Raw genomic sequence first — 16,085 nt, forward strand, 5'->3', positions numbered from 1 at the left:
GCTTTATGATTGTGTTATTGGCCATGATAGCAAATAAAGATTTATGTCACATAAAAAGCATCCTAATCCTCCGGAAATTTTAGCTTGCGATGTCGTTGCTAAAAGTAAGCTCTTCACGGTTGAAGCGCTAACACTCAATTTTTCTAACGGTGCTCAGCGAGAATACGAACGAGTTCGTGGTGGCGGTCGTGGTGCGGTAATGATAGTGCCCATTACCGCCGATAATGAGCTATTATTAGTAAGAGAGTATTGCGCAGGCACGCATAATTACCAGTTGGGCTTTCCTAAGGGACTTATCGATCCAGGAGAAACACCGGTGCAAGCTGGTGATCGTGAGCTCAAAGAAGAAGTGGGCTTTGGTGCTAAAGCGTTCTCTGAGCTTAAAGTGGTGTCGTTGGCGCCCAGTTACTTTAATGCCAAAATGCATATTTTAGTGGCCAGCGAGCTTTACCCAGAACGGTTGGAAGGGGACGAACCAGAACCGTTAGTGGTGGTGAAGTGGCCTTTAGAAAAATTATACGACTTATTGCAGCAAGAGGATTTTACTGAAGCGCGCAGTGTGGCCGCGCTGTTGTTATTAAAAGCGCATTTAAACTTGGAGGCATAAATTGCAGTCATATTTAGAGCCTTGTATTGCACTGGCTAAGCGAGCCGGTGACGCTATTATGTCGATTTACCAAGAAGATGATATCGGCAAGCAGGAGAAATCTGACAATACCCCGGTGACTGCTGCCGATATTGCTTCCAATGAGGTGCTAATGGCCGGGCTTAAAGCCATTGCGCCAGATATTCCGGTGATGTCGGAAGAAACCCCGATCCCCCCGCTGGCAGAGCGCCAACACTGGCAGCGTTATTGGTTATTGGACCCCATGGATGGCACGGGAGAGTTTATTCTAGAAAGTGGTGACTTTGCAGTAAATATTGCCTTAATTGAGAATAACCATCCTGTTTTGGGGGTTATCTATTGGCCTGCGAAACAAACCACCTATTATGCCAGTAAAGGCAGCGGGGCTTATAAGCGCGTGGCTGACAAACCCGAAGAGCAAATCTACGTCTCCCCACCCGATACCTTAACGCTGGCGGTGAGTCGTCGGCAAAAAATCGAAGCCGTAAGCCAATATTTGAATAGCCAGTTTGATACCGTGGCCTTAGGCTCATGCTCACTGAAGGCGTGTATTATTGCCGAAGGTAAGGCTGACTGCTTTTTGCGTGTCGGTCCGACAGGAGAATGGGACACTGGAGCTTCACAAATCATTGTGGAAGAAGCCGGAGGCTGTATTACTGATGCCGAGTTTAACCCGCTCACTTACAACCAACGTGAGACCACAGAAAATCCAGACTTTATTGTGATGGGTCACCCCGATTGGCAGTGGCAAAAATTAATTAGCCCACACCACCGACCACTAGGGTAGGGGCTTTCGGTGTTGATTGGGTTATTTTTACCCAGTTAACACTTTTTAGAGATGAAACCCCTTGCAATAAAATTTTAATCCATTATGATAGCGACCTCTTCGAAGTTAAGGCTTCGCAAGATACATTTCAGGCGCGGGATGGAGCAGAATGATAAATCATTCGTCGGGCTCGCTAAACCTGGAAAGAGCCGAAGGTCGTCGGACACCGACGTGTTAGGTTCACACAAAATATACAGGCGCGGGATGGAGCAGAATGATAAATCATTCGTCGGACTCGCTAAACCTGGAAAGAGCCGAAGGTCGTCGGATACCGACGTGATTGGTTCAACACAAAATATACAGGCGCGGGATGGAGCAGCCTGGTAGCTCGTCGGGCTCATAACCCGAAGGTCGTCGGTTCAAATCCGGCTCCCGCAACCACTTCTTAGTTAAGGTAGAAGTAAATCAAAACTTAGCAAAATATACAGGCGCGGGATGGAGCAGAATGATATCATTCGTCGGACTCGCTAAACCTGGAAAGAGCCGAAGGTCGTCGGATACCGACGTGTTTGGTTCAACAGAAAATATACAGGCGCGGGATGGAGCAGCCTGGTAGCTCGTCGGGCTCATAACCCGAAGGTCGTCGGTTCAAATCCGGCTCCCGCAACCACTTCTTAGTTAAGGTAGAAGTAAAACAAAACTTAGCAAAATATACAGGCGCGGGATAGAGCAGAATGATAAATCATTCGTCGGGCTCGCTAAACCTGGAAAGAGCCGAAGGTCGTCGGACACCGACGTGTTTGGTTCAACACAAAATATACAGGCGCGGGATGGAGCAGAATGATAAATCATTCGTCGGGCTCGCTAAACCTGTAAAGAGCCGAAGGTCGTCGGGCACCGACGTGTTAGGTTCAACACAAAATATACAGGCGCGGGATGGAGCAGCCTGGTAGCTCGTCGGGCTCATAACCCGAAGGTCGTCGGTTCAAATCCGGCTCCCGCAACCACTTTTTATAGAGTGGCTCTCACAACTCCACATTTCTGTATCACTCACACTATTACCCAAATAATTCCGGTTTCAATTACATAACTTTCAAAATAAAACCGTTTACGCAGGCAAGTTTTTAATAGAACGTGTTGCTGGTAATTGCGCCACCTATTCGATGACGCATGGTATTATACCAATTGGTACAATTAGAATTTCTTATACCAATTCGCTTAATTAAGTGGTCTATTTGAGGCAAGAAAATTCTGTCGATAACAAGGCAAAAATTTTGCTATTTAGTTGTTCTAAATAAGAAATTTTTAACGAAGTTAGCGTCGAATTTGCTCCCTCAAATTGAGCAAGTATTAATGCGGATTGGTATTAGCGTACTCTTCTGCTTGTTGCCAAACGCGCAGAGTATTACCACCTAGGATAAGTTTAATATCAGTGTCGCTGTACCCTCTATCTAATAGTCCCTGTACTAGATTTGGGTAGGTAGAAACGTCTTTTAGCCCAATAGGTAGCGAGTCGCCGACACCATCATAGTCTGAACCAATACCAACGTGCTCAATACCAATGAGCTTAACCACGTGATCAATATGGTCGAGCACCTGCTCTAGGGTGGCGTAGGGGAATGGGTTTTTCGCTCTAAATGCTGCTCTAAAGTCGGTTTTAGGCTGGTCTTTTGCGGCTTTTTGCGCCTCATCACGCTTATCATACCAAGCGCCAGCTTTGGCTGTTACAAAGCTCGAGCCAAAGTTGATTTGGATTACGCCACCATTTTTGGCCAGCGCTTTGAGCATGTCGTCGTCCATATTGCGCTCAAACCCAGGAGTGTACTTACGTAATGAAGAGTGTGATGCCACAACCGGTACTTTCGAGATTTCCATCACCTGGTAAAAGGCATCATCAGAGATGTGTGAGACATCGATTAGCATACCGATTTTATTCATCTCGACCACTAACTCTTTACCAAATGGGCTTAGGCCTTTCCATTTACGGCGGATATCATAGGATGAGTCTGAAATATGGTTGCTTTGTGAGTGTGCTAAGGTGATATAACGTACACCACGGTCGTAGAAGTGTTTTAAGTTGGCCATGTCGCCTTCAATAGGGGAGCCGTTTTCCATCCCCATGGCAATAGACATTAAGCCCTTATCAAATTGCTGGTAAATATCATCCGTGTTGTAAGCCATGGCAAACTTATCAGGAGCACGGTAAACCAAAGCTTCCATGCCATCAATCAGCTGGTTGGCTAGTTGATAGCTTTTGCCTTTGCCTTCAAACTCTAGGTTGGCGGGAATATAAATAGACATAAACGGGGCATTGAGGCCACCTTGCACCGCTCTGGGGTAATCGAAGTCGCCACCCTCGGTGGCCTTACTGACGTCATCCCAAGTGTCTTGAATACGGTAGGGGACATCAATATGGGTGTCGATGAGGATGTTGTCTTGAGCAAGTTTTACTGCACGTTCTGAGGCTTTATACTCAGTTGCGTAGGCTGTTGAGACAGCCAGTGCCAAACTGCAAAGCGTAGTGGCGAGCTTCATAAAAATACCTTTCCTTTATAGTTATTGAGCTTTGATTGTAACAAGTCCCGCCAGGTGCACAACTGTTTGCGATTGATGTCGCAACGCTCAATATTGCGAGTATTGCTCCTCGCTTTGCATGGCTTGGAACTGGGCTTTGCTAACAATGTTGACTGACTCGTGCAGCTCAGAAAAAACAATCAGTGCTTCGCCAGATTTTAATTGTGCTTTAACCTCGGCGACTTTTTGTTCGGTACTGACTTCCACATCGCCATAATCGGTGCCTTCACGCAGCACATAATGTTCAATTAGGCTTTCTAAGGTGTCTGCGGCGATTTGCTGGTAAGGAATAATCATACTACTTTGCCTTGCTGTGGAATTGTTGCAAATACTCTGGGATCACTTGCTCTAACCAAAATATGGGTCGTAACGGGTTGTTACCACTAATAAAACCAACGTGACCACCGTGCTTACTCACCGCCAGTGTTACTGGTGAGTTTACCTGCTCCTGTAGGGGAATGGCTTGACGAGATAACATGGGGTCATCTTCGGCATGGATCAACAGGGTAGGGGTGGTAATGTGTTTCAGGTACGGTTGTGCGCTGGCTTGTTGGTAGTAATCTTCTGCGCCATCAAAGCCATGTAGCGGCGCCGTGATTTGGTCATCAAACTGCCATAAATCATTGATCTTAAATAGCGTCTCACGGTTGATATTAATTTGATCTGTGAGCGTGTCTAACTTGCGAGAAAAAGACTTTTTCATCCGATCTAGCAAATACTTTTGATATAGCTTAAAACAGCTTTTGCGGATCACTTGGCAAGAAGAAGACAGATGATAGGGCGCTGATACCACCACCCCAGCAGCAAGACCACTGTGCTGTTGTTTCTCACCCAAATATTTTGCTAACACATTACCACCAAGTGAAAAACCAACGGCATATAAGGTGCGGCCAGCAAAGCGCTGCGTTAAGGTATCAATCACAAATGCTAGATCACTGGTTTCACCGCTGTGGTAGGCACGAGCTTGGCGATTGGGTTCTCTTGAGCAGTTACGAAAATGCATTAATACGGCATCGAACCCGTTTTGTGTTAGCGCCTTTAATAAGCCTTTGGCATAAAAACTGTTAATATTGCCTTCTAAGCCATGCAACACGACCACCAGAGGCGCATTAGGGTTGCCATGTGCTGCCCAAGCTAATTCTAAAAAGTCATTATCGGGCGTTTCGAGTGCCTCAAAAGTCACTTCCACCGATAACCTTGGACGAAAGAAGCGCGGCAAGATGGTTTGTGCATGACGATTACGCATCCACCATGCTGGGGTAAAATCGAATTGTTGCGCGATTGCGGGTTTGATTGCTTGGTTCATATTACCACTTAGTTAAGCCAAAGAGATAAAGTCTACACTTTGCTGCATATTCCAAGCAGTTTAACTTAATATCCCAGCGGAGTTAAGCCAGCAAAATAAAAAGCACCCGACCAGCTGAGCTGATAAGGTGCTTTGTGCGTCGTGCTTAATTCTTAACGTTGGGGAACTGTTATTGAGTTGACGATTAGCTCATCAAACTTAAAAATTCATCTTATTGTTCGTTTGGTACTTCAGCGTCCATTACTTTTTTAACGAAGAAGTAGACGTAGTAGCAGCACAGCAAAATAACGATGCCTAAGATACCAAAAGACAAAAACAACACAGGGTCGGAAAAAAAGTCTCTAAAGAATACGTTCATGGCTGCGTGCCTCCTAACTTGTCGATGACTAAATAGTAGATGAGGTACGCCGTGGCTGACATGATCAAGATCAAGTTTCGCAGTGCAGTTAAGCGTTACTTATGCTGAGGCTTGATCTCGATCAGGTTTTGCCATGACAAACGGCTACAACAGGGCTAGCAGCTGTTGTGTTTGCGTCTCACAGAGGTAGAGATGCAGGTTGCTGGTGCGGTTTTTTTGCGGCATTGACGGCAGTGAGTGCTGCTCCAATACCCTCAATAATAAGTCTTGCTGCCGCTGCTCCAAGGTAAGCTCGGCATTAAGCAGGGCGCTGCGCATGGCGGCGTAGTTATCATAATCTTGGTGGTGTGCCTTAAGCTGTTGGCGGATTGCGCGCTGTGGCCGCAGCACTTGGTTATCAAACGCCTCCGCTGCGTCAGTTAAGCGCTTCACTACTTCTTGGTCTAAGGTGTAGCCAAGGACATCGAGGTAACATAACAGCAAGCAGAGATTGACATTCTTAGCGGCCTTATCTTGCAAGGCCAGTAATGCCTGTTGCATTCCCGGGCGGGCATAACAGTCGCAGGCAAATTGCCAAAAATCGCTGCGACTTAACATATCTCGCCTGTGCTGTCGAAGTGGAGTTGCTTTTCCTCCAGCTCTTCTAGTGCCAGCAACAAGGCCTCTTCCGTATCGTTCAGCGCCGGTGTAACCTCTGCTTGCTGAGCGAGTAGCTGATTAAGCTTGGCCTTATTACCATCGCTGTAGAGACTGTTGTCTGCCAGTGCGAGCTCTATTTCTTGTGCTTGAGCAGTGAGCTTATCTAATTGCTTTTCGAGTTTATCGATGGACTTTTTCAGTGGCTGAACAGCCTTTCTAAACTCAGCTTCAAGGCGCTTTTGCTCTTTGCGGTTAGCGTTCGAATGCTGTTTTTGTTCACCACTGGTGTCAGTTACCTTACTTTGGGCTTTGTTGGCTTCCATTAACCACTGATAGTAGGCCTCCAGGTCATAGCCAAACTGTGACACGGTGCCATTATCAACCAAGTAAAATTCATCCGCGGTATTTTTTAACATGTGACGGTCGTGCGACACCGTCACCATGGCCCCTTCAAAGCCTTGTAATGCCATTACCAGTGCATGACGCATCTCTAAATCGAGGTGGTTGGTTGGCTCATCTAATAGCAGTAGGTTTGGCTTTTGGTACACTAACATGGCTAACACTAAGCGGGCTTTCTCACCACCGGAAAACGGCGCTACGGGCTCGAGCGCCTTGTCGCCATGAAATGCAAAACCGCCAAGAAAATCACGCAGTACTTGCTCTGGCGCTTCAGGGTCAAGACGTTGAATGTGGGTTACGGCGCTGGCATTCAAGTCCAGAGATTCTAATTGATGCTGAGCAAAATAGCCGACGTTGAGTCCTTGATGCTGAAAAACTTCCCCAGCCTGTGGTGTGATGTCACCGGCTAATAATTTTATCAAGGTAGACTTACCGGCACCGTTGCGCCCCAACAAGGCGATGCGACTGCCTGGCACCAAGTTGAGCTTGATATCATGCAGTATAGTGATATCACCGTAGCCGGCTTTGGCATGCTCTAAGGTCATTAAGGGGTTCGGCAAGCTAGTCGGGTTAGCAAATTCAAAGTTGAATGGAGAGTCTGCATGGGCCGGTGCTAACATCTCCATTCTTTCTAGCGCTTTGACTCGGCTTTGTGCTTGTTTGGCTTTGCTGGCTTTGGCTTTAAAACGAGTAATGAACTGCTCAAGGTGGGCAATGGTCTCTCGCTGCTTTTGGTATAAAGCTTGTTGTTGTGCCATGCGTTCAGCTTTTTGCCGCTCAAACTGCGAGTAGTGGCCTTTATAGACATTGATTTGCTGTTGATCAATATGCCAAATTTCTCCTACTACGGCGTCGAGAAACTCTCGGTCGTGGGAGATCAATACCAGTGTGCCTTGAAAGCCGCGTAAAAAGCGTTCCAGCCAATACACCGCATCTAGGTCTAAGTGGTTGGTGGGCTCATCGAGGAGTAGCAAGTCCGCATTGCGGATCAGTGCTTGCGCCAAGTTAAGTCGCATACGCCAACCACCGGAGAATTCGCTGACAGCAAAGTCAATTTGCTCATTACTAAACCCTAAGCCATGGAGTAACTCACCTGCTTTGGCCTCAATACTGTAGCCTTGAATATGCTCAAGCTGTTGGTGGGCATAGGCTTGTTTATCACCATCTTGATCGCGCTCGGCTTGCTGTAACATGGTGCGCAATTGGTAATACTCTGGGTGTCCTTGCAGCACATACTCCAAGGCACTGATATCTAATGCGGGAGTTTCTTGCTTAACCGAGGCAATGGACCAGTCTTTAGGCAGGTTAAACTCTCCGGCATCCAGTTGTAATTCGCCTTTGAGCAGCGCAAACAAAGAAGATTTACCACAGCCATTGGCGCCTACTAACCCTACTTTATGTTGTGGGTAGAGAGTGGCATTGGCTTGTTTAAGTAATGTCTTACTGCCACGTAGCAGCTCGATGTCGGTTAATTGGATCATAATTCTCAAGACCTATGTATTCTGCCGGCATGATAACACGGATCGGATCCGCAACCACAAGCGTATCAAGAGATTTAAAACTAGGGTAAAATAGTACTAATTGTGCGCGATGCCACTTGTTACAGCATAAACTATTGAGGCTGATAAATTGAAAGTTAAAAAACGTTTTATTGCGGGTGCCAGCTGTCCAGAATGTCAAAAGCTGGATGTGATGATGCTCTACAAAGAGAATGAGGTGGAGAAAGTTGAGTGCGTGGAATGTGGCCACGTGATGACCCAGCCTAAAGATGCGGTCCAAGCCTCAACTCGTCAATTCGAGCAAGTGATCGGGGTATTTACCCCAGAGTAGTTCAAGTCAGTCGCACTGCCTCCTACCAATTAGTAGTGAGGCGGCGGTGGCTCTTGATGCTGAGGCATCATGCCGGGATCTTTTCCTTCCTTAATTTTTTCTGCTAATAGCTCAATTTGACGTTGCATTTTTGCCATGCGCTGTTGGTGGGTTTTTAGCTCATCATTAAGCGTTTCAATGGTATCGTCTTGAAAAGCAATTTTTGCTTCTAGTTCGGTGATCCGGTTTTCTAATTCATTCATGGTGTTTCACCTGTTCAAATTTCTCTAATAAGCCGCTAGAGCTTTCTGTTAGTAATGCCTTACCTTGTTGCTGAAAAGCGACATCGAATACCACGGCAGATTTGGGGCGACTGCCTTCTCTGGGTTGTACGCGCCAGGTCTGCAGGCGTTTACCATCTTCAATCCGCCACAAAATTAGTTCGCGGTTCGGAGAGCCGGTGGCAAGCAAAGTGGCGCTGTCATTAAAGCGCACGGCACTGAATATCTTCTGTCTGGCAATATACTGTAATTGCGTCTTTAATTCACCCGTTGTGAGCTGCCAAATACTGGCTTTTTTCATACTGTCTGCGGTAAATGCATAACGGCCCTGATTATCCAGTGCCACTTTGGTCACCCGACTGGGGTGGTTAAAGCGGTGGATCACTTGACCGGTTCTGGTATCCCAAAAGTAGGCACTGTAGTCATTGCCGCCGGTAAGCGCGAAACGGCCATTAGGGGACATCGCAATGGAGTTGATATTTTCTTGGTGTCCGAGGAACTCTATGCGCCTGCCGCTCTCTAAGTCGAGGTGAACGACGACATTGTCGCTGCGCGCGATTAATAAAAATTGGCCCCTGTTGCTAATGGCGACATCTCGAATGGTGGCGGTTTCGATTTCATAGTAACCGAGGTTTTCGCCACTATCGATACTCCAAATAGCGAAGGTGGTATCGGCAGCGGTGACGGCTGTGGAGTTATCATTGGCGATGGCCAGTGAGTGGATCAGCTCGTCTGGCTCTGATGAGTGTCGCCATTGGTATTTTAAGCCGTGCTCTTGATTATCCCAAAGCATGGCCCCATGCTCTATGGATGACACTAAACTGTAGCGGCCATCGGCTGAGAGCGCTGCAGAAAAAGCACCGCGACTGGCGTGCTCAACGGTCAGCGTTGCCTTTGAGGTGTCACTGCCACAGGCTGAAAGTAGCAATACAACAAGTAAGCTGGAAAAGAGTGTTAAAGACCGCGTTGTGCTGGTTTTAATGACCATATAATAGGTATGTTCCTGTTAACTCCAGTGTCGGCCCAAGGTAAACTAAAGACCTTAAAAACAAGATATTATTTTTGATATTAGCGTATTAAAAGCGTAATGTCGTTACGCGATAATAATTAGTCAGCTGCCAATCTTACCTGAGCGCGAATTGCGCCAAGTATATTGGCAATTTAAGTTGAGAATGTTAGTGTGACTAACCCCTTTTCTTATTAATATAAAATTAACAATGACACCGGATATCGGGCATGCGCCAATGAGTGTAATTGCTTTGATAGTAGGGACTGTCGGAGAGTTGAGAATGAAACAGACGATCAAATTGTCACTGGTTGCAGCATCAGTTTTAGCACTAGTAGCATGCAACAAACAAGCAGAAGAACAAAAACCAGCGGAAGTTAAACTGGAAACTGAAGCACAGCAACAAGCGTACGGTATTGGTGCATCAGTAGGTAACTTCCTACAAAAAGATCTGGCTGACAAAAAAGAATTGGGTGTCGAGCTAGATCAAGCGTTATTAATGCGTGGCTTTGAAGACGCACTTGCCGGTGAAGCTAAATTAGATGAAGCAAAAATCCGTGAAGTATTAACAGCACTTGACTCGTCTGTACGTGAAAAGCAAGCAGCGAAAGCCGAAGCTGATGCTAAGAAGCACAAAGCTGAAGGTGAAAAGTACCTAGCTGAAAACGCCAAAAAAGAAGGCGTGACGGTAACGGATTCTGGCTTACAGTATGAAGTCATGACGGAAGGCGATGGTGAAAAGCCAGTCGCTACCGATATGGTAAAAGTACACTACAAAGGCACCTTGCTAGATGGTAGTGAATTTGACAGCTCATACTCGCGCAACGAGCCAGCTTCATTCCGTTTAAACCAAGTTATCCCAGGTTGGACTGAAGGCTTGCAGCTAATGAACGTCGGCTCAAAATACAAATTTACTATTCCTTCAGAGCTGGCATACGGCGAGCGTGACCTTGGTAAGATCCCAGCTAACTCAACGCTAGTATTTGAGGTTGAACTGCTTGAAATCGAAGATGGCGAAGCAGAAAAGCCAGCTGAATAATTGTATTAAGTCTTAATATCGAGTTAGCTTAAGGCAGTAAGCCTAACACTAGCTCGGTTGATATTTGCTTATTTAAAACAACTAAGCAAGATCGTAAAGACGCTAAATACAAAAAAGGTGAGATAGCTATCTCACCTTTTTTTGTGCTTGGTTCCCGCTGATTTGGCTAGTCGTCGCTATGGTTGGCGTAAAGGTTATCGATTAATTCGTCTTCAAGTTCAAAGCGCAACTCCAGTGCTTCACCTAAAGTCGACAAATCGGCATCAAAATCCTCTAGCATTTGGGTATCTTGGCTCACTTCAGCGTATTTATCATTGAAGTCCAGCGCGACGTCCGTGGTTTCGGTAATTCTTGGGTACAGAGATTGTGCCAGCTTGGCACTTTCTGGCCCCTTTTCTTGGCAGGCTTCGACAATGTTGTCATAAATTTCGAAGTGTCCTGCTGACAAGTAGTCCATCAAGATTTGACAAAACGATTGGATATCGACCTGTTCAGGTAGCGCTTTGCCATTTCGAGAAGGTGAGCATCCTGCAACTTTATAATATAAGACCAATAGTTCCTGACGCTCTGCTAACCATGCATCAATTACACTATGGCTGCCTCCCCATTTTTGTTGGGCTTGTTCTAACTGCGAAAGCATAGTGATTCTCCTAAAGCGGGTAACTTATCTCTATGGAAAGGGAAACGGCCGCAAAGGTCAACCTCTTTTTCTCTAAATGTTGAAAAAGATCAACATACTCGTGTTTTATTGAGAGTGTAATATTAGAAAATTCATAGGGATATAAAATAAAAACCACCAAGAGGTAACCTCAAGGTGGTTCAAGATAGCAGTTTAGCTTGTTGCGTATTTGTTGTGTTTTTTGTTATTGAAGGTGTTTTTTATTGTTATTTTTATAACGCGACAATTTTATACCAACCTTTTAATCGTGTTGCAAACAGTTTAATTACGGGTTTCTAGTTTTTTGTAATCAAATTTGGTGTAAACCGCGTATCAAGCTGAATTTAATCTAGATCACATTGGACGATTTCCGTGCTTAGTTTAGATAGTGCCACTGTCTAGTTAGTGATACAATTTGGTCAATTAAATTAGTATTGGAACTGAGACGCTATGAGCGAATTAAAGAACGATCGTTATTTACGAGCGCTACTAAAGCAACCTGTTGACGTCACGCCAGTATGGATGATGCGCCAAGCTGGTCGTTATCTACCAGAATACCGTGCTACGAGAGCACAAGCTGGTGACTTTATGAGCCTATGTAAAAATGCCGAATTAGCCTGCGAAGTGACGTTGCAACCTTTGCGTCGTTACCCGCTAGATGCTGCTATTCTATTTAGTGACATTTTAACTATCCCAGACGCGATGGGCCTAGGCTTGTACTTTGAAACCGGTGAAGGACCTAAGTTCGAGCGTCCAATCCAATCACTTGACGATGTAAAAAAACTGCCTAAGCTCGATCCTAACGATGAGCTCGGTTATGTTATGAATGCGGTGAGCACAATTCGTCGCGAGCTAAAAGGCGAAGTTCCGCTGATAGGCTTTTCTGGTTCACCATGGACGCTGGCCACTTACATGATTGAAGGTGGCAGCAGCAAAACCTTCGGTAAAATCAAAAAAATGGCATTTGCCGAGCCGCAAACACTGCACTTATTGCTAGATAAAGTTGCCGATTCGGTTATCGACTACTTAAACGCGCAAGTGCAAGCCGGTGCGCAATCATTGATGATATTTGACTCTTGGGGTGGGGTATTGAGCCCGCGTGATTATCAAGAATTCTCACTGCAATACATGCAAAAAATTGTTGATGGCTTAATTCGTGAGAACGATGGTCGCAAGGTACCAGTGACGCTATTTACCAAAAATGGCGGTCAGTGGATTGAAGCCATTGCGGCAACGGGCTGTGATGCTGTGGGACTGGATTGGACCATTGATATTGCCGATGCTAAACGTCGTGTTGGTGATAAAGTTGCGCTACAGGGCAATATGGACCCATCAATGTTACACGGTACACCTGAACGTATTCGTGAAGAAGTGCAGCACATTCTTGCCGGCTTTGGTGAAGGCGAAGGCCATGTGTTCAACCTGGGCCACGGTATTACTCCAGATGTCGACCCAGAAAATGCAGGTGTCTTTATTAACGCGGTGCATGAATTCAGCCGTCAGTATCATCAAAAGTAATATAAATAAAACACAAAAAAAGGAGCCTTCGGGCTCCTTTTTTTGTTATGGGTACGGCCGGTTTACGTTATTTGCTAAACGCGCGTTTCATAAAGTTAGGTGTGGCAAGCGCTCCTTTATGAATACCTGAATTATAATATTCGGTATTAAAGGTGGCTGCATCGGCATCTTGCTCACGGAAGTGAGTAAATTGCTGCGCTTTTCTTGCCATGGTTGCAGACCATAATCCGCTTGGGTAAATAGGCTGTGGGAACGGTAATGTTTGCAAGTCGACAAAGCCGACGTCGGTCATGGCATCACGCATTTCCAATAGCAGCGGCATATGCATCAGTGGCGACTCACTTTGTTGCACCAAAATCCCGCCATCGCGAAGTGCGGCTAAACAGCTTTGATAGAAAGCGTGGTTAAACAAGCCTTCTCCTGGCCCCACAGGATCGGTGCCATCGACAATAATCACGTCTACTGAGTTGGCCTCGGCTTCACGCATATACTTAATGCCGTCATCGAACATTATAGTGGCACGAGGATCGTCATTCGCTTCACAGAGCTCAGGGAAGTATTTCAACGCCATTTGCGTCACGACTTCATCGATATCAATTTGTGTGACTTGCTCCACCTCTGGGTGCTTTAGCACTTCTCGTAAAGTACCACAGTCACCACCGCCAATAATGACCACATTTTTTGGAGCCGGGTGTGAGAACAATGCCGGGTGACTCATCATCTCATGGTAGAAGAAGTTTTCACGACTACTTACCATAGTACAGCCGTCAATGATCATCAGGTTACCAAAGTCAGTGGTTTCGAACATTTCAACGTTTTGAAATGGCGATTGAATTTCATCTAATTTTTTGTTGATCCGGAGCGAAAAAGCGCTGCCATCGCGGTCGCTAATTTCGGTAAACCAACGGTTTGCTTCTAAGTTTGCCATGATTGTTTTCACACTCGAGTTTAGTTGTCGCAATTTTGCCAGCGCTTGCTGGTTTGCTCAAATGATTTTAGTCAACAATGGCAACTTTGTCGTGTTTAGTGTCGGCTTTTTGCAAACAAGACAAAATTTATCTATGCCTTTATTTTTTGGTCGCAAAGGGGCTACACGCGTATTAGAATGAGGTTTTATGAAGCACTAATCGAGAGTTGTAATGACTTGGGGTCTGCAAAGCGCACGTTCTGTTTATAATGTTACTCATTGGAGTGACGGCTATTTTGATATTAATGACCAAGGCCAATTGGTGGCGTTTCCGGATGGCGATCGAACCAAACCTGCCATTACTCTATTAGAACTGACTGAGCAGTTCAAAGCACAAGGGCTCACCTTGCCTGTGTTAGTTCGATTTACCGATATTTTAAAGCACCGAGTCGATACCTTAACTCAAGCATTTACTCAGGCAAGAGCGCAACGAGACTATCAAGGTCAATACACCTGCGTTTACCCAATCAAAGTTAACCAGCAGCGCTCTGTGGTCAGTAAGTTGTTAGCTCACCCCAGTGGTTTAGTGGGGCTAGAGGCCGGCTCAAAGCCTGAATTAATGGCCATTCTTGGCATTGCCGAACAACCCATCACTATTGTTTGTAATGGTTACAAAGACAGCGAGTTTTTGCGTTTAGCCTGTATTGGTCAAGCCATGGGCCACCACGTTAACATTGTGGTAGAAAAGCTCTCGGAGCTAGACACTTTATTGCAAGAAATTGAGGACTTAGGGGTTGAACCGGCCATTGGCATTCGCATTCGCTTAAACTCTGTCGGTAAAGGCAAATGGCAAAATACCGGTGGCGAAAAAGGCAAGTTTGGCCTGACTGCCAGCCAAGTATTACAAGCCATTGAGTTACTTAAGTCGCATAACCGCTTGCATTTAATGCAATTGGTGCACTTTCATATTGGCTCTCAAGTAGCGAATATTCGCGATATTCAACGAGCCTTAAAAGAATGTGCACGGCATTACGCTGAGTTATATCAAATGGGCGTGCCGCTGCGCACCGTTGATGTTGGTGGCGGCTTAGGTGTCGACTATGAGGGCTCGGGTTCACGCAGTGCCTGCTCTATGAACTACAGCGTGGCGGAATACGCTAAAAATGTGGTGCATGCGTTTCATGAGGTGGCTGAGCTCAATCAGTTACCCCATCCAGATATTATTACTGAGTCTGGCCGAGCGCTGACGGCACATCATGCCATGCTGATCACCGATGTTATCGACATTGAAAAAGCACCAAACCAGTTGGAGCCTGTGCAGCCTCATGCCTCCTCTCCGTTGGTGTTACAGGAGCTATGGCAGTCGTTAACTCGGTTAACGCCCAGAATGGCGTTAGAGACCTACCATGATGCCATGCACTTATTTTCTGACGCCCATGATCAATATGTTCATGGTCTAATCAGTATGCAAGAGTGGGCGCAACTGGAGCAGCTGTATTTCACAACGTTACATCGTGTGCGTGATAGCTTAACCGACAATGCCCGCGCTCATCGTGAGGTCTTGGATGAGCTAAACGAAAAACTCGCCGATAAACTGTTTGTGAATTTTTCACTGTTTCAATCATTGCCTGATGTCTGGGGGATCGATCAGTTGTTTCCCGTAATGCCGATTGATAAGTTAAACCAACCACTGACGCAACGTGCGGTTATTCAAGATATTACCTGTGACTCGGATGGTCAGATCAACAGTTATGTGGAGGGCGCAGGAATTGAATCTAGCTTACCCATTCCTGAGTACAAGCACGGTGAGCAGTATCACATTGCGATGTTCTTAGTGGGTGCTTACCAGGAAATTTTAGGAGACTTACATAACCTCTTTGGCGATACCGATTCAGTTCACCTTGAGCTCAGTGACGATGGCTACAAGCTGACTAATGCCATTAAAGGGGACAGTGTGGAAGATGTACTCAAGTTTGTTCACTACGATAAGGACGATTTGTCACGTAATTACGCGGAGAAAATCGCTGCACTGACGTTGCCAGAAGCCATTAAATCGCAGTACCTGCAAGAACTAAATGCCGGGTTGCAAGGCTATACCTATTTTGAGGACTAGTACCGTCTTACTGAAATTTTGTTGATAACAAGCGAGCCGACTAACTGGTCGGCTTAATTGTCACCAACTTTCGCGGTATGATAACGC

At 45.9% G+C, this 16,085-nt stretch carries 16 protein-coding genes and 3 tRNA genes; 9 read left to right on the plus strand and 10 right to left on the minus strand.

The window, feature by feature from the left end; all coding sequences use genetic code 11:
* The first annotated feature begins 43 nt into the window (after window positions 1–43).
* From nudE to R3P39_RS14460, 5 genes are all read left to right on the plus strand, one after another.
* On the plus strand, window positions 44–607 hold the full coding sequence (gene nudE / locus R3P39_RS14440) for an ADP compounds hydrolase NudE (RefSeq protein WP_336568297.1): 564 nt from the start codon (window positions 44–46) through the stop codon (window positions 605–607).
* A 1-nt stretch (window position 608) separates the two neighbouring features.
* Window positions 609–1,412 carry a 3'(2'),5'-bisphosphate nucleotidase CysQ gene (gene cysQ / locus R3P39_RS14445; RefSeq protein ID WP_336568299.1) on the plus strand — a complete coding sequence of 268 codons (804 nt, stop codon included), beginning with the start codon at window positions 609–611 and terminating at the stop codon, window positions 1,410–1,412.
* A 343-nt stretch (window positions 1,413–1,755) separates the two neighbouring features.
* Window positions 1,756–1,832: transfer RNA gene (locus tag R3P39_RS14450), tRNA-Met, on the plus strand.
* Window positions 1,833–1,984: 152 nt separating this feature from the next.
* A tRNA-Met gene (locus tag R3P39_RS14455) sits at window positions 1,985–2,061 on the plus strand.
* A 260-nt stretch (window positions 2,062–2,321) separates the two neighbouring features.
* Window positions 2,322–2,398 (plus strand) — tRNA-Met (locus R3P39_RS14460).
* A gap of 343 nt (window positions 2,399–2,741) precedes the next feature.
* Here R3P39_RS14460 and R3P39_RS14465 read toward each other — a convergent pair.
* The 6 genes from R3P39_RS14465 to R3P39_RS14490 form a co-directional block, all read right to left on the minus strand.
* Window positions 2,742–3,926 (minus strand): dipeptidase, encoded by a 1,185-nt coding sequence (locus tag R3P39_RS14465; RefSeq protein ID WP_336568301.1) that lies wholly within the window; start codon window positions 3,924–3,926, stop codon window positions 2,742–2,744.
* Between the two features lie 87 nt (window positions 3,927–4,013).
* Window positions 4,014–4,262 carry a YheU family protein gene (locus R3P39_RS14470; RefSeq protein WP_336568303.1) on the minus strand — a complete coding sequence of 83 codons (249 nt, stop codon included), beginning with the start codon at window positions 4,260–4,262 and terminating at the stop codon, window positions 4,014–4,016.
* A 1-nt stretch (window position 4,263) separates the two neighbouring features.
* Window positions 4,264–5,271, minus strand: a complete 1,008-nt coding sequence (locus tag R3P39_RS14475) for a hydrolase (RefSeq protein WP_336568304.1) — start codon at window positions 5,269–5,271, stop codon at window positions 4,264–4,266.
* A 211-nt stretch (window positions 5,272–5,482) separates the two neighbouring features.
* On the minus strand, window positions 5,483–5,629 hold the full coding sequence (locus tag R3P39_RS14480; protein ID WP_336568305.1) for a hypothetical protein: 147 nt from the start codon (window positions 5,627–5,629) through the stop codon (window positions 5,483–5,485).
* Window positions 5,630–5,773: 144 nt separating this feature from the next.
* Window positions 5,774–6,226, minus strand: coding sequence for a TIGR02444 family protein (locus R3P39_RS14485; RefSeq protein ID WP_336568306.1), 453 nt, complete (start codon window positions 6,224–6,226; stop codon window positions 5,774–5,776).
* Window positions 6,220–8,148 carry an ATP-binding cassette domain-containing protein gene (locus R3P39_RS14490; protein ID WP_336568307.1) on the minus strand — a complete coding sequence of 643 codons (1,929 nt, stop codon included), beginning with the start codon at window positions 8,146–8,148 and terminating at the stop codon, window positions 6,220–6,222. The genes R3P39_RS14485 and R3P39_RS14490 overlap by 7 nt, the downstream gene beginning before the upstream one ends.
* A 148-nt stretch (window positions 8,149–8,296) precedes the next feature.
* On the opposite strand from R3P39_RS14490, the gene R3P39_RS14495 reads away from it, so the two are divergent.
* Window positions 8,297–8,497 carry a YheV family putative zinc ribbon protein gene (locus R3P39_RS14495; RefSeq protein ID WP_336568308.1) on the plus strand — a complete coding sequence of 67 codons (201 nt, stop codon included), beginning with the start codon at window positions 8,297–8,299 and terminating at the stop codon, window positions 8,495–8,497.
* A 29-nt stretch (window positions 8,498–8,526) separates the two neighbouring features.
* On the opposite strand, the gene R3P39_RS14500 is transcribed toward R3P39_RS14495, so the two are convergent.
* Window positions 8,527–8,739: a SlyX family protein gene (locus R3P39_RS14500; RefSeq protein WP_336568310.1), complete on the minus strand. Its 213-nt coding sequence runs from the start codon at window positions 8,737–8,739 to the stop codon at window positions 8,527–8,529.
* The gene (locus R3P39_RS14505) at window positions 8,732–9,745 is read right to left on the minus strand and encodes a WD40 repeat domain-containing protein (protein WP_336568312.1); all 1,014 of its coding nucleotides are present in this window, start codon (window positions 9,743–9,745) and stop codon (window positions 8,732–8,734) included. Before R3P39_RS14505 ends, R3P39_RS14500 begins: the two co-directional genes overlap by 8 nt.
* A gap of 301 nt (window positions 9,746–10,046) precedes the next feature.
* Between R3P39_RS14505 and fkpA the strand changes: the two genes are divergently transcribed.
* Window positions 10,047–10,802, plus strand: a complete 756-nt coding sequence (gene fkpA, locus R3P39_RS14510) for an FKBP-type peptidyl-prolyl cis-trans isomerase (RefSeq protein WP_336568314.1) — start codon at window positions 10,047–10,049, stop codon at window positions 10,800–10,802.
* A gap of 166 nt (window positions 10,803–10,968) precedes the next feature.
* Here fkpA and rsd read toward each other — a convergent pair whose 3' ends face one another.
* Window positions 10,969–11,442, minus strand: coding sequence for a sigma D regulator (rsd, locus tag R3P39_RS14515; protein WP_336568316.1), 474 nt, complete (start codon window positions 11,440–11,442; stop codon window positions 10,969–10,971).
* Between the two features lie 468 nt (window positions 11,443–11,910).
* On the opposite strand from rsd, the gene hemE reads away from it, so the two are divergent.
* Complete coding sequence (hemE, locus tag R3P39_RS14520) at window positions 11,911–12,978, plus strand: uroporphyrinogen decarboxylase (RefSeq protein ID WP_336568318.1); 1,068 nt, start codon at window positions 11,911–11,913, stop codon at window positions 12,976–12,978.
* A gap of 67 nt (window positions 12,979–13,045) precedes the next feature.
* On the opposite strand, the gene speE is transcribed toward hemE, so the two are convergent.
* Window positions 13,046–13,906 (minus strand): polyamine aminopropyltransferase, encoded by an 861-nt coding sequence (gene speE, locus R3P39_RS14525; protein ID WP_336568319.1) that lies wholly within the window; start codon window positions 13,904–13,906, stop codon window positions 13,046–13,048.
* Between the two features lie 211 nt (window positions 13,907–14,117).
* Between speE and speA the strand changes: the two genes are divergently transcribed.
* The gene (speA, locus tag R3P39_RS14530; RefSeq protein ID WP_336568322.1) at window positions 14,118–15,998 is read left to right on the plus strand and encodes a biosynthetic arginine decarboxylase; all 1,881 of its coding nucleotides are present in this window, start codon (window positions 14,118–14,120) and stop codon (window positions 15,996–15,998) included.
* Window positions 15,999–16,085 lie beyond the last annotated feature (87 nt).

It is taken from the genome of Pseudoalteromonas sp. UG3-2, assembly GCF_037120705.1.
Lineage (GTDB): Bacteria > Pseudomonadota > Gammaproteobacteria > Enterobacterales > Alteromonadaceae > Pseudoalteromonas.